Raw genomic sequence first — 13078 nt, 5'->3', positions numbered from 1 at the left:
GGGCACAATGGTGATATGTCCAACGTTGCGCAGGGCGAGATCTCTTGGCTCGCGACGATCGACGACGACACGTCGGCGACCTCCCCTCCCGCCGACCCGGCCGACCGCGAACCGCCTTCGCGCTGGCGGCCGGACTGGGTGACGGGCCCCTGGACGGCAACCGACCCGCCCGCGCGGCCGACCGGCCGGGCGGACGGCGAGCCCGAGGGGGTCTGGATCTGCGACCTGGTCCCCGAACGATCCCTCGGCGAACCCCTGGCGGGGCACGACGGACGGGTGGCCGCGGTGACGACCGCGCTGGTCGGCGGCCGGCCGGTGGTGGTCGCCGGGACGGCCGGTTGGGGCGCCACGGTACGGGTGTTCGACCTGGACGGCGGCCGCCAGTTGTGCCGGCCCCTGGTCGGCCGGACCGCGTGGGTGGGCGCCGCGCGGGCCACCGTGGCCGGCCGCCCCGTCGCGGTCACCGGGGATTCGGCCGGCGTACGGGTGTGGGATCCGGCCACGGGCCTGCCGGTCGCCGAACCGCTGACCGGATCGGTGGGGGCGGTGGCGACGGCCGAACTGGACGGGTGTCCGGTGGCGATCGTGGGCCCCGAGCCGGTCCGGGACGGCGACGCGGACCACGCGGTACGGGTGATCGACCTGGCCACCGGCGCCGAGTTCGGCCCACCGCTGACCGGACACTCCTGCGCGGTGACGGACGTGGCCACCGCCGTCGTCCAGGGCCGCCCGATCGCGGTCACCGGCAGCCGACAGGCGGTGCGGGTCTGGGACTTGGCCACCCGCGAGCCGATCGGCGCACCGCTGGCCGCCGAAGTCTCCGCCGTCGCGACCGGCGTACTGGCCGGCCGCCCGATCGTGGTTGCCGGCGGCTCCACCGGCGCGACCACGGAGACCGCCGCGACCGCCGCGACTACCCCGACCAAGGTGCGCGGCACCGTACAGGTGTGGGACCTGACCACCCACACCCCGATCGGCCCGCGCCTCCTGTTCCCCCTCCCGGTCGATGCCTTGACCGTGGCCCCGGGCGGCCGCGTGGTCGTCGCCTTCGGCCGAGAACTCGCGGCGCTGCGACACGGTTGACACCCGCCGGCCCCCGGCCCGCGCCTCCTTACGTTCGCGCCCCCGGCGCCTGTTCGACCCGAACGAGTTCGTGGCGCGCTCTAGCCTTGATACCGACCGGTCGGTACCGTTACCGCACAGCAGAATCCCGCTACTCCCCGCTCCGGGACCCGTGAGCAACGCCCGGTCGGCGCCTTCGGCCGGACGGGCGCGGGTCGCTCCCGAGGCGGTCGGAAGCGCCGTATTCGCCGGCCGCCCCGTGCCGGCGACGACCCGGAGGACCCCGCACCCATGACCGAGAACACCCCCGCGACCGCGACCACCTCGCGCGTGGCCATCGTCACCGGCGCCGCGCGCGGCATCGGCGCGGCCACCGCCCGCCGACTCGCCGCCGAGGGCAGGGCCGTGGCCGTGCTCGACCTGGACGAGGCCGCCTGCGCCGACACCGTCGCCGCGATCGTCGAGGCCGGCGGCACGGCCCTCGCGGTCGGCGCCGACGTCACCGCCGGGGACCAGGTGGACGCCGCCGTCGCGCGCGTGGCCGACACCCTCGGCGCGCCGACCGTGCTGGTCAACAACGCCGGTGTGATCCGGGACAACCTGCTGTTCAAGATGTCCGACGGCGACTGGGACACGGTCATCGACGTGCACCTGCGCGGCGCGTTCCTGATGAGCCGCGCGGTCCAGGCGCACATGACCGCCGCCGGCTGGGGCCGGATCGTCAACCTCTCCAGTTCGTCCGCGCTGGGCAACCGGGGGCAGGCCAACTACTCGGCGGCCAAGGCCGGACTCCAGGGCTTCACCAAGACCCTCGCCTTCGAGCTGGGCAAGTTCGGGGTGACCGCCAACGCGGTGGCGCCGGGCTTCATCGTCACCGACATGACCGCGGCCACCGCGGCCCGCGTCGGCATGGAGTTCGAGGCGTTCCAGGACGCCGCGGCCCAGCAGATCCCGGTCCGCCGAGTCGGCCGCCCCGAGGACGTCGCCAACACCATCGCGTTCCTGACCGGCGAGGACGCGGGATTCGTCTCCGGCCAGGTGATCTACGTCGCCGGCGGGCCGCTCTGCTGACCGCGCTCGAACCCCGAGACGCCCGGGCCGGCCACCCCCGGCCCGGGTCCATCCCGAAGGAGCATCCACCATGCGTGTGTTCGAGAACGTCGACGAGGTGTTCGCGGCCAAGGGCGAACCACTGGGCACCGGCGACTGGTTGACCGTCGACCAGGAACGCGTCGACGCCTTCGCCGACGCGACCGGCGACCACCAGTGGATCCACGTCGACCCCGAGCGGGCCAAGGACGGCCCGTTCGGCACCACCATCGCGCACGGCTATCTCACCCTGTCGCTGATCCCCGTCCTGGCCGCCGACCTGTTCACCGTGCGCGGGGTGCGGATGGGCGTCAACTACGGCTCGGACAAGGTGCGTTTCCCGGCGCCGGTGCCGGTCGGCGCGCGGATCCGCGACCACGCCGTCCTGGTGGACGCGGTACGGACCGCACAGGGCGTGCGGCTGACGGTGCGGCACACCATCGAGATCGAGGGCGTCGCGAAGCCGGCGTGCGTCGCGGACACGCTCTCCCTGGTCGTGCCCTGACCGTCCGGCGTCCACCCGCCCGTTCGTCCACCCGTCCGGCACGTCCACGACGAAGGAGTTGCGTCCCGTATGACCACGCCCGCCGCCACGAACCGTCAGATCAGGCTGGCCGCGCGCCCGTCCGGCCTGCCCGCGCCCACCGACTGGGAGCTGACCGCCGAACCGGTGTCCGAGCCGGCCGACGGGCGCCTCCTGGTCGAGGTCTCGCACATCTCGCTCGACCCGGCGATGCGCGGCTGGATGAACGACGTGCGCTCGTACATCCCGCCGGTGCGGATCGGCGAGGTGATGCGCGCCGGCGCGATCGGCCGCGTGCTCGCCTCGCGGCATCCGGACTTCGCGGTCGGCGACCACGTGTTCGGCCGGTTCGGCGTGCAGGAGTACGCGGAAACCGACGGCGAGGGGGTGCGCCGGGTGGACCTGGGCATCGCCCCGCCCGAGACCCACCTGGGCGTGCTGGGCGCCACCGGACTGACCGCCTACTTCGGCCTGTTCGACATCGGCCGCCCGCAGCCGGGACAGACCGTGCTGGTGTCCGGCGCGGCCGGCGCGGTGGGCAGCGTGGTCGGCCAGCTCGCCAAGCTCGAGGGCTGCCGTGCGGTGGGCATCGCCGGCGGACCGGACAAGTGCCGCACGCTGACCGAGGAGTTCGGCTTCGACGCGGCCGTCGACTACAAGAACGACGACGTACCCGCCGCGCTGCGCAAGCACTGCCCCGACGGCGTGGACGTGTTCTTCGACAACGTCGGCGGCACGATCCTGGACGCCGCGCTGACCCGGCTGGCCCGGGGCGCGCGGGTGATCGTGTGCGGCGCGATCTCCCAGTACAACAACACCGAACCCGCTCCGGGCCCGAGCAACTACCTCTCCCTGCTGGTCAACCGGGCGTCGATGACCGGCATGGTGGTCTTCGACTACGCCGACCGCTACCCGGAGGCGACGGCGGAGCTGGCCGGGTGGCTCGCGGACGGCCGACTCCGCGCACGCGAGGACGTGGTCGAGGGCGACGTCACGGCCTTCCCGGAGACCCTGCTGCGCCTGTTCACCGGGGCGAACACGGGCAAGTTGGTGCTGCGTATCCGCTGAGCGGTCGGTCGTCCCCCGGTGCATCCCCGCTCAGCGGGTCAGGGACGCGAGCAGGGCGAGGACCTGCGGCCAACCCTGCTCTCGGGCGGCGGCGTTGGCGGCCCGGGAGCCGCCATCGTCGAGCACCTCGTTCGTCAACGGGTGGGCAAACCGGGTGCCGGCGGCGAGATAGGGAAAGGTGCCGACGCCGTGCCCGGCACCGGGGAAGATCAGGGCCCGGTGCGGGTGGGGGTTCCCGCGGGCATCGAGGTCCTCGACGATCGACCGGGCCGCGTTCGCCGACGGCCACAGTCGATCGTCGGCGCCGGCGATGGCCAGGACCGGGCCGGCGACGTGGTCGAGGTGGATATGTCCCCCGACGACGGCCTTGCCGTCCTTGGTCCAGGCGGGCTGCCTGTAGTCCGGGAACCCGTCGTTGACCATGTCGGACGGGGCATACACGATCGCGCCGTGCACGACATCGGGGTAGTGCTCGGCGAGCAGCAGGGCGGCCTCGCTGCCGCGCGAGTATCCCTGGGCCAGAATGCGATCGGGATCGACGCCCGGTTGGCCGGCCAGGATGCGCACGGCGGCACGGAAATACTCCAGCGGAATGTTCGCCAGCTTGTCGGGCAGGCCCGGGGCATGGAAGTAGCCGAGCGCCAGGGCCGGGTAGCCGTGTGCGGCGAACAGTGCGCCGTCGGTTGCCGGACCGGGCCCTCCTTCCGAACCGCCGAAGACGACCACGGCCGGGCGTCGGTGGGTACCGGGTGCGGGCAGGAAGAGCGTGCCCACCACCCCGTCGGCGGCGAGGGTGAGATCCCTGGCACTCACGCCGGCTTCCGTCCACTTCCTGGTCAGCGTCCGGGAGACGGGGCGGCGGCCGTTGGCCGCGGCCGTGAGGGTGAGGTCGAAGTCGCTCTTCCCGCGGTATGGCGGGCGGAAGTACGCCTGTTCCGGATCACCCGACCTCGGGTTCATCGACCAGAACAACCCCATGCCGTCCGGCTTCCGGTAGGTACCCGAAAGGGGTGTCGCCGTGTCCAGGTCGAGCACCCCGTGGGAGTCCGCTCGAAACGTGGCGTGGCCGCGCCACGGCTCTCCCTCGACGTCCACCGCACGAAGATCGACGCCGACCCTCTCCCTGGCCGACAGCCCGCCGATCCGGATGTGCACCGCCCGATCCACCAGGGCCGTCGGCGCGTCCACCTCGATCACCGGCCGCCCACCCGGTCCGCGCGCGCACTCCGTGGTCCCCGCGCCCAGCAGCGCGAGCACCACCAGGACGCGCGCCCACCCACACGTACGATTCCGCACGACCCCGCCCCCGTCGCATCCCCGGTCCCGAGCGTCGGACGTGCGCCGACTCGCACCGGTCGTGTTGTGCGTTCGTGTCGCTGTGCCGACGGTAGTCCCGGTGCCCAACCGACCGCAGCGTTTTCTCTCGGAGAGGCCACCGGCAGCGACACGATCACCGATCCCGACGCGAACAAGGTGGTGCGCGATCGGCTGCCCGCACCCCCCGGGCGGCCCGTGGCCGGCCATTCCGCTCTTCGTGGCGATCCCGGGCCGGGTCGGCGTCCGAGGGGCCGTTACCCTACGGGCCCACCGCCTCCGCCGCCACCGGGCGCAGCACCATCAGCGCCGCGTCGTCGGTGAGCCGCCCGCCCACGTGTGCGAGCAGCGCCTGTTGCAGACCGGCCAACAACTCGGCCGCGGACCGGTTCGGGTCCGCGTTCCGGGCGACCCACTCGCGCAGCGGGAAGAACCGGCCGGCGGCGTCCCGCGCCTCGGTGGTGCCGTCGGTGTACAGCAGCAACGACTCGTCGGGGGTCATCCGGAACCGGTACGTCGGCGCCCGTTCCTCGGCCGGCGCCAGTCCGGCCAGGCCCAGCGGCAACTCCGGCGGCACCTGCAACCAGCGCACCCCGGACGGGCCGATCACCGCCGGCGCCTCGTGCCCGTGGTTGGTCGGCTCGACCCGGCCGTCCCCGTCGAACCCGACGATCAGCGCGGTGGCGAACCAGTCCGTGTCCGGCTCGCCCAGCAGTACCTGGTTGCGGCCGAAGCGCTCCAGCCCGGCGCCCATGCGCCGCCCGACCCGCCACAGTTCCGGCTCGGCGTGGGCCGCCTCGTCGAACGTGCCGACCAGCGCCGCGCTCGCGCCCACCGCGGTCAGCCCCTTGCCCTGCACGTCGGCGATGAACGCGCGCGTGCCATACGGCGTGTCCACCACGTCGTAGACGTCGCCGCCGACCTCCGCGTCCCGCTCGGCGGCCAGGTAGCTGCGCTCGACCCGGATCCCGCCCACCACCGGCGGCACCGGCGGCAACAGCGCGCGCTGGACGTGTTCGACCACGTTGCCCAGGCGCGAGACCCGCTCCTGCAATCGGGTCCGGAGCCACACCGTCGTTGCGGCGATCGCCCCGCCGAGCACGACCACCACGAACCCGGCCCAGTCGTGTTCGTAGCCCGCCGGCGCCAGCCACGGGTCCAGGACCAGGAACGTCACCGCGGCCAGGATCGCGTACACCACCGTCGGGCGCACCGGGACCAGCGCGGACGCGGTCATCGGCACCAGGCACAACATCGTGTCCGTCCGGAACTCGTCCGGAGTGCCGAAGTCGACGGCCACGATGGTGAAGTAGAGCAGCGCCGGAAGCAGCGGGATCAACCGCCGCAACGCCCGCCCGCGCTCCACCTCGACCACCGCTTCGCTCATCGGCCGGCCACCGTCCTGCGTCGGCGGGCACCGCGCGGGGTCACCCGAACCGGATCGGTCATCGGTCGATCACCGGGGGCCGACGCCCCTCGAAACCCTTCCCGATCCACCCCGCCCCCAGCTACGCCACACGGTGGACGACGCACCCACGTGCCTTCGACTGTCGACCGAGTGCCGCACACCCGCGTCCGGTGATCCTGCTACACGGCACGCCCGGCAACATGTCGGACAGCCGGCAGGCACTGTCGCCGCCGGCGAAGAGCAACGGCTACTGCGTCGTCGCGCTGAACTGCATCGGCGCGCCTCGCACCTCAACGGGATCCGCAACGCCCTCGCCCCCACTCGCACCACCCACACCGCGCCCTGTCCCTGCCGTCCTCGGCGGCTGACTCAGCTCGGCCCTGCCCTGCTCCCGCGCGCGACGACCACCAGTGCGCGGGTACGACGGGATCGACCCTTGGAGGGCACTGCGCCCGTAGGATGCCGCCATGAATTCGGAGGAAAAGCAGACGGCGCCGCTCGTGGTGGAGGACGTCTTCGAGGGTCAGCCGTTGGATGTGGAAGTCGAGACCTCCGATGCCGACGGCTCCAAGATCGAGCGGCCGTGGAATCCGGAGCAGATCCGCGTCAACACGAGCCAGTTCTCGCTGCGGAACATCCTGGATCAGATCGACGAGGGATCGTTGGAGCTTGCACCGGACTTCCAGCGAGGTCAGGTCTGGCGTGCCCGTCAGAAATCACTCCTTGTGGAGTCGGTCCTGCTGCAGATTCCCCTGCCGGCCTTCTACTTCGCCGAGGATTCCGATGGCGCCTTTCACGTCGTTGACGGACTTCAACGACTCTCCACGTTGCACGACTTTGTACGCGGCGGCGACGCCGGCTTCCTACTCAAGGGTGTCGAGTACCTGTCGGCGGTGGAAGGCCTCCGATTCTCCGATCTGGCGGTGCAATGGCAACGCCGGATGCACAACACGCAGTTGGTCGTCAATGTGATCGATCCGACCACGCCGCCCGATGTCATGTATGACATCTTCAAGCGGATCAACACCGGTGGAACCCCGCTCAATGCACAGGAGATCCGGCATTGCATGAGCAAGCCGCGCAGCCGTGAGATTCTGAAGCGAATGACGCACACGGACGCATTTGCTGCAGCCACCAACGGACTCACCGATCATATCAGGATGAACGACCGCGAGATGGCTTTGCGTTTCGCGGCCTTTTGGTTGTGTGGCCTGGACTCCTATGCAAGGCATCCCGTGATGGAGACCTTTCTGATGACCGCCACTCGGATGCTCGATAATCCAGACGATGTTTCGGACGCGCGGGTCGATCAACTCGAGAGTGCCTTCGAAACGGCGATGCGAAACGCGTACCTGCTGTTTGGCCAATACACCTTTCGGAAGTGGCCGCTCGGTGTCGATGGCCGTAATCCCATCAATAGGGCTCTCTTCGAGACCTGGTCCATTGCTGTTGCCGACTACAAAGCGGATGACCTTCGTAGACGCCGGCAGTACATCGTCGATGCGGCTCGCGCGCGGATGACAGAGGACGTCACCTACCTCGACGCCATCACGTCCTCCACGGCGGACCGGCGCCGGGTGGGGTATCGGTTCGAGGCGGCCGCCGTGGACCTGCGGGCGGGGTTGTGATCGAGTCCCTGGCGATCTCGCACTTCAAGTGTTTCGAACAGGCATCCTTCGTCCTGCGACCGCTGACCGTGCTGACCGGCGTGAACGGTGGTGGTAAGAGCACCGTCCTGCAATCCCTGCTGCTGGCCCGGCAAGCGTCCGGTACGCCGGGAAAGCGCAGCGTGCAATTGAACGGGACCGACGGGCTTGCGTTGGGGGAGGCTCATGAGCTGCTGCATCCGGCCGCTCCGAATCCGGAAATCGCCATTCGGCTGGAGAGCTCGGCAACCGAGCCCGGCCGTTGGGACTACCTTTTCGGCGTACCGGATGAAGAACAAGCCCTGTACTTGACGGTGAAGTCGTGTCCCGAGGGTCCGGTTCCGAGCGTCGGCAACGACGCCGGGGGGTTCACCTATCTTGCCGCCGAACGGCTGGGCCCTCGTGACGTGTTGACCGTCTCCGCTCTCGAACCCGATGTCATCGGCGTCGGCACCCAGGGAGAGTTCACGGCCCAGGTTCTCGCGTTGCGTGAGATGAGGCAGGTGAGCACGAGACTCACCGTGCGAGAGGAACTTCGGCATCCTCGTGCGGGCAGTGCCTTTCCGCGTTTGCAGGCGGAGGCTTGGGCGTCCGAGATTATTCGCCCCATTCGCATCACCGCGCAATGGGCGGCGGGCATCATGGCAAGTACGATCCGATTTCAGGAAGTCGGTCCTTACGGGGCGGAAATCCGCCCGGTCAACACCGGATTCGGGATCTCGTACGCGCTTCCGGTGATTGTCGCCGGTCTGTTGACCCGACCTGGAGACATGCTGCTGGTGGAGAATCCCGAGGCGCACCTGCACCCTGCCGGGCAATCCAAACTGGGCCGACTTCTGGCCCGCATCGCGGGAAGCGGCGTGCAAGTCGTGGTGGAGACCCACAGCGATCACATGGTGAACGGCGCGAGGCTCGCCGTTGCGGAGGACCGCTCGCTCCGCGCCGAGGACATGGTGGTGCACTACTTCGATACAGAGGGGACCACGCCTATCCGGATCAACGACAAGGGCGAACTGGACCACTGGCCAACGGGATTCTTCGACCAAATCGAGAGTGATCTGGGAAGGCTGGCCAATGCGCGCCGACGCCGGCGATGACTCCTATCGTGTAGTGGTCGACGAGGCCGGCCTGGATTGCCGCGGCCTGACCGACGTCCAGTTGGTGCGTTGTGTGGACACGTTCGCCGATTTATTGGAAGAACTGGCGGACGGACGGCAGGTGGCCATCATGGACCTGGCGTACGACGTGCCGTGCTGGGGTTCGATTACCCTCGCGACGCTTCGGTACGCATCCGATGGAATAGTGTCCCGGGATGCCCGGGTGCGGCTGGCCACATTGGTGGACAAGTGCCGCACGATCGAGCCTCGGGACGACGAGATTCCCCAACCTGTCGTCGTGGCAGGCGTCGAACGTGAACCCTCGTGGGGCATGGCGCACGCCCTTGCGCAGGCCGTTGCCGGGCGCGCGATGTCGTGTTTGGTCCTGTCGACCGGGTTCTGGCCATCGGGATGGATCACTGTGGTCCACAGGCACGAGTCAGTGGACCTCCACGTTCTGACCGATGTCGACGAGTTGACCGGATTTCGACGGGGAATCCTCGTACGGGAGTGCGTGCCACCGGATGCGTTCCTTCACTTGGCAGGCAGCGCGTTCGCAGACCTGATCTTCGCCGACGCACTCGACTTCCGTCGCTTCAAGGGCGACTACGCCGAGATCCTGCCCTGGTTGGTGGAACTACTCGGCCTCCTGAACGACCACTTCGGCGACGCGCTGGAGCGACACAAGGGTGACCAGAGCCGCGTCATCGCCGAGTTTGCGGCACGCGGCTTCGACATTTCACCGGAGAGTCCGCAGACGAAGAAGAACGCGAGAGCATGGGAGCAACGAAACGTCGAGTACCAAGGTGTGCTTCACCGCTGTGAATGGCACGGCAAGCGATTGTGGAACGTCGACCGTGTGCATTTTTCCCTTCCGATTCCCGAGTACGGGGGTCGCATCCTCGTGGGCGTCTTCGACGAGCACCTGGACACCTGATTACCACCCGGCGGGACGGAATGCCGTCGGGGTGGGGCAGTTGGGGTTCGACGGTAGGTGGACCCGATCGTGGGAGTGGTTTTCGTGCGTGCTGTCGTCGTAAATCAAGGTGTGGTCGGGCGTGGTCACTCGGCGGTCCCGAGCGGGGCGAGGGGTTGGCGGAGTCCGGCGCGGAGCGGGTGCTCGCCGGCCCCGGCGACCTTGACGCCACGCTGGACGTGGTGGTGAACAACGTCGGCGGGCGCTGTTGACCGGGTTGTTGCGTCATCTCGCCGGCCCACGTGGTGTGCCTGGTCGCGGACGGGCGACCGCACGCCCTCGTGGACTGGCAGCCGGATTGGAGCAGCGTCGGCGAGGCCACCGCGATGTTGCTCGGCCGTCGGGTTCGGGGCGAGGCGGTGCTCACCATGGGCTGAGCCCGGGTGCGCACGGTGGGTCGAGTCGGGTGGGGGATCAGCGGTAACCGGTCTGGTCGGCGGGCAGGTCGCGGTCCTGGACCTCGACCAGATAGCGCCAGGCGTCGGGGCGGCTGCCGTCCGTGTCGGTGAAGCCGTACACGCCGGCGAGTTGCCCGCTGGAGAGGGACTGCCCGTTCCAGCGGGCCACGTCGGGGTCGGCGGCCAGCGCCGCCACGGCTCGGCCCACGTACGCCGGGGACTCGGAGATGCCGAAGTGCGGCTGCACCTTCAGGGCGTCGCGCCAGTTCGCCTCGGTCACCTTGTACGCGTCGAGCATCATCTCCGAGCGCAGCCATCCCGGGGTGAGGGCGACGGCGGTGGCGCCGCGCGGGCCGAGTTCGTGGCCGAGCGCGAAGGCCATCCGCAACACCGCCGACTTGGCCAGGTCGTAGAAGAAGGACACCCGGTAGTTGTCGCGGTTGTACGCGTTGGTGCCGTCGGTCATCTCCACCACCAGGCCGCCGGGCGTGCGCAGCAGCAGCGGCAGGGCGCAATGGCTGGTGATCGCGTGCGTGTCCACGGCCAGGCGCAGGATGCGCAGCCCGTCGTCCAGGTCGTGTTCCCAGAGCGGGGTGTCCCAGGCGAACAACTTCTCGCCGCCCCAGATGTCGTTGACCAGCACGTCGAGGCGACCCCGCTCGGCGTCGATCCGCTCGATCAGCGCCCGGACCTGCGCCGGTTCCAGGTGGTCGGTGGGCACCGCGATACCGTGGCCGCCGGCGGCGGTGACCAGATCGGCGGTGTCCTCGATGGTCTCCGGGCGGTCGTACTCGGAGCGTTGCCCGCGGGTGCTGCGGCCGGTGACGTACACGGTCGCGCCGGCCGCGCCGAGTTCGACCGCGACGCCGCGGCCGGCGCCTCGGGTGGCTCCGGCGACCAGTGCGACCCGGTCGCGGAGGGTGCTCGTGGCCATGCCGACTCCCGGTGCTGCTCGTGGATCGCCGCTCCGTCGCCCGCTGCCCGGGATCGTACGCGGCAAACCCGCCCCGGGGCGGGGGCGGCGCCGGCGCCGAACGCCGGTGGGGCGTCGAGGGCTTCGGGGCGCCGGCCGCCGGGTTCGGGGGATGCTCGGGCGCGATGCATCCTCCGGACTCGGCGGCCCGCACGGGGACCATGAAACAGGGCGCGCCACGCCGGGCGCCCCGAACGGTCACCCGGACGGCGGATTCGGCGCGCCGAGTCCACCCGATCGTGGGCGCGCGCCGCCGACGCCTCACCCCGTATCCCGCCGCCGGGCCCCCTACCCCGCCGCCGGCGCCAGCCCCGATTCCAGGGGGTTGTCCAGCAGGCGGGCGAAGGCCAGTTCGGCGGCGCCGTACAGCGGGGCGTCGTCGCCGAGGGCCGCCGTGCGCAGTTTGAGGTGTTCGCGGGTGACCGACAGGCTGGTGCGGTTGAGCCGACTGCGCACCTGCGCGGCGGTGGCCAGGTACACCTCGCGCAGCGTGCCGCCGAACACCACCATCTGCGGGTTGAGGATGTTGACCAGGTTGGCCACGCCCAGGCCGAGCCAGTCGCCGACCCGGCGCATCCCCTCCTCCGCGTCGTGGTCGCCGCGCGCCGCCGCCTCCGCCAGACCGCCGATCGCGTGCTTCGCGGTGCCCCGGGTGAGCGCGAACTCGCCGATCTCGGCCTCCCAGCACCCGCGCGCCCCGCACCGACACGGCCGGCCGTCCGGATTGACCACCATGTGCCCGACCTCGCCCGCGTACCCGTCGCCGCCGGCCACCGGCCGCCCGGCGGACAGGATGCCGCCGCCGATGCACACGTCGCCGTGCAGGTAGATCACGTCGTCGCAGCCCACCGCCGCGCCCCGGGTGTGCTCGGCCACCACCCCCAGGTCGGCGTCGTTGCCGACCATGACCACCGACCCGATCGCCGCCGAAAGCCGCTCCCCCAGCGGCTCGTTGCGCCAGTCCTGGGTGGGCCCCTCGGGAATCGTGCCGTCCGAGCCGCGCACCATCGCGCACACCGCCACCCCCGCGCCCACGCACGCCCCGTCGTGCGGCGCGCTCAGTCGCATCTGCGCGACGAACCCGCCGAGCGCCTCGGCCACCTCCTTCGGCGAGAACCCGCTGCCCGGGCGCTGGAGTTCGCGGCGGTCCAGGACCACCCCGCCGAGCCCGACCCGGGCCGCGACCAACCGGTCCACGCCGATCGTGAAGGCGTACACGTACACCCGCTGCGACTGGGCCCGGACCACGAGCGAGGGCCGGCCCCGCCCGCCGCCGGAGGTGTCGCGCGGCGCCTCCTCGACGATCAGCCCGGCAGCCGCGAGTTCCGTGGTCAGCGCGCCGATCGTGCTGCGGTTCAGGCCCATGCCGGCGGTCAGCCGGGCCCGGGAGGTGGGGCCGAGCACGTGCACATGGCGCAGCAGCGCCCCCAGGTTCTGCCTGCGGATGTCCTCCTGGGTGGGCGCTGCGCGCATCGGGCTGCGGACCCTGCCTTTCTCATCCGTGGCGTCGATCGAGGGGGAGGG

12 protein-coding genes are annotated in these 13078 nt (G+C 70.8%); 8 read left to right on the top strand and 4 right to left on the bottom strand.

Features of this window, described 5'->3' with window-relative positions:
• Nucleotides 1-15: 15 nt before the first annotated feature.
• From B4N89_RS32305 to B4N89_RS32290, 4 genes are all read left to right on the top strand, one after another.
• Entirely contained in the window at nucleotides 16-1083 is a 1068-nt protein-coding gene (locus B4N89_RS32305; protein ID WP_101897398.1) for a WD40 repeat domain-containing protein, read from the top strand.
• A 270-nt stretch (nucleotides 1084-1353) separates the two neighbouring features.
• Entirely contained in the window at nucleotides 1354-2133 is a 780-nt protein-coding gene (gene fabG, locus B4N89_RS32300; RefSeq protein WP_078980022.1) for a 3-oxoacyl-ACP reductase FabG, read from the top strand.
• Nucleotides 2134-2203: 70 nt separating this feature from the next.
• Nucleotides 2204-2656, top strand: a complete 453-nt coding sequence (locus B4N89_RS32295; RefSeq protein WP_078980021.1) for a MaoC family dehydratase — start codon at nucleotides 2204-2206, stop codon at nucleotides 2654-2656.
• 69 nt (nucleotides 2657-2725) lie between these two features.
• On the top strand, nucleotides 2726-3742 hold the full coding sequence (locus tag B4N89_RS32290; RefSeq protein ID WP_201261044.1) for an NADP-dependent oxidoreductase: 1017 nt from the start codon (nucleotides 2726-2728) through the stop codon (nucleotides 3740-3742).
• A gap of 30 nt (nucleotides 3743-3772) precedes the next feature.
• Here B4N89_RS32290 and B4N89_RS32285 read toward each other — a convergent pair whose 3' ends face one another.
• Entirely contained in the window at nucleotides 3773-5038 is a 1266-nt protein-coding gene (locus B4N89_RS32285) for an acyl-CoA thioesterase/BAAT N-terminal domain-containing protein (RefSeq protein ID WP_235619038.1), read from the bottom strand.
• Nucleotides 5039-5318: 280 nt separating this feature from the next.
• The gene (locus B4N89_RS32280) at nucleotides 5319-6443 is read right to left on the bottom strand and encodes a PP2C family protein-serine/threonine phosphatase (protein ID WP_078980020.1); all 1125 of its coding nucleotides are present in this window, start codon (nucleotides 6441-6443) and stop codon (nucleotides 5319-5321) included.
• Between the two features lie 488 nt (nucleotides 6444-6931).
• Here B4N89_RS32280 and B4N89_RS32275 point away from each other — a divergent pair, with 488 nt between their 5' ends.
• From B4N89_RS32275 to B4N89_RS52735, 4 genes are all read left to right on the top strand, one after another.
• The gene (locus B4N89_RS32275; RefSeq protein WP_078980019.1) at nucleotides 6932-8092 is read left to right on the top strand and encodes a DUF262 domain-containing protein; all 1161 of its coding nucleotides are present in this window, start codon (nucleotides 6932-6934) and stop codon (nucleotides 8090-8092) included.
• Nucleotides 8089-9207, top strand: coding sequence for an AAA family ATPase (locus B4N89_RS32270; RefSeq protein ID WP_078980018.1), 1119 nt, complete (start codon nucleotides 8089-8091; stop codon nucleotides 9205-9207). The genes B4N89_RS32275 and B4N89_RS32270 overlap by 4 nt, the downstream gene beginning before the upstream one ends.
• Nucleotides 9185-10144 carry a hypothetical protein gene (locus tag B4N89_RS32265; protein WP_078980017.1) on the top strand — a complete coding sequence of 320 codons (960 nt, stop codon included), beginning with the start codon at nucleotides 9185-9187 and terminating at the stop codon, nucleotides 10142-10144. Before B4N89_RS32270 ends, B4N89_RS32265 begins: the two co-directional genes overlap by 23 nt.
• A gap of 281 nt (nucleotides 10145-10425) precedes the next feature.
• Complete coding sequence (locus B4N89_RS52735; RefSeq protein ID WP_268812557.1) at nucleotides 10426-10560, top strand: hypothetical protein; 135 nt, start codon at nucleotides 10426-10428, stop codon at nucleotides 10558-10560.
• Between the two features lie 37 nt (nucleotides 10561-10597).
• Here the strand turns inward: B4N89_RS52735 and B4N89_RS32260 are convergent, their stop codons facing one another.
• Nucleotides 10598-11515: an SDR family oxidoreductase gene (locus B4N89_RS32260; protein WP_078980016.1), complete on the bottom strand. Its 918-nt coding sequence runs from the start codon at nucleotides 11513-11515 to the stop codon at nucleotides 10598-10600.
• A gap of 327 nt (nucleotides 11516-11842) precedes the next feature.
• Nucleotides 11843-13027 carry an ROK family protein gene (locus tag B4N89_RS32255; RefSeq protein WP_078980015.1) on the bottom strand — a complete coding sequence of 395 codons (1185 nt, stop codon included), beginning with the start codon at nucleotides 13025-13027 and terminating at the stop codon, nucleotides 11843-11845.
• Nucleotides 13028-13078: the final 51 nt, after the last annotated feature.

It is taken from the genome of Embleya scabrispora (assembly GCF_002024165.1).
Classification (GTDB): Bacteria; Actinomycetota; Actinomycetes; order Streptomycetales; family Streptomycetaceae; genus Embleya; species Embleya scabrispora_A.
The sequence above is the reverse complement of the archived record's forward strand: the minus strand, read 5'-3'. Positions and strand labels throughout refer to the sequence as shown.

What these genes read in the sequence shown, in the direction of transcription:
- B4N89_RS32305 (WP_101897398.1), top strand. Translation starts at nt 16, where the DNA reads ATGTCCAACGTTGCGCAGGGCGAGATCTCTTGGCTCGCGACGATCGAC.
- fabG (WP_078980022.1), top strand. Translation starts at nt 1,354, where the DNA reads ATGACCGAGAACACCCCCGCGACCGCGACCACCTCGCGCGTGGCCATC.
- B4N89_RS32295 (WP_078980021.1), top strand. Translation starts at nt 2,204, where the DNA reads ATGCGTGTGTTCGAGAACGTCGACGAGGTGTTCGCGGCCAAGGGCGAA.
- B4N89_RS32290 (WP_201261044.1), top strand. Translation starts at nt 2,726, where the DNA reads ATGACCACGCCCGCCGCCACGAACCGTCAGATCAGGCTGGCCGCGCGC.
- B4N89_RS32280 (WP_078980020.1), bottom strand. Translation starts at nt 6,443, where the DNA reads ATGAGCGAAGCGGTGGTCGAGGTGGAGCGCGGGCGGGCGTTGCGGCGG.
- B4N89_RS32275 (WP_078980019.1), top strand. Translation starts at nt 6,932, where the DNA reads ATGAATTCGGAGGAAAAGCAGACGGCGCCGCTCGTGGTGGAGGACGTC.
- B4N89_RS32265 (WP_078980017.1), top strand. Translation starts at nt 9,185, where the DNA reads ATGCGCGCCGACGCCGGCGATGACTCCTATCGTGTAGTGGTCGACGAG.
- B4N89_RS32260 (WP_078980016.1), bottom strand. Translation starts at nt 11,515, where the DNA reads ATGGCCACGAGCACCCTCCGCGACCGGGTCGCACTGGTCGCCGGAGCC.
- B4N89_RS32255 (WP_078980015.1), bottom strand. Translation starts at nt 13,027, where the DNA reads ATGCGCGCAGCGCCCACCCAGGAGGACATCCGCAGGCAGAACCTGGGG.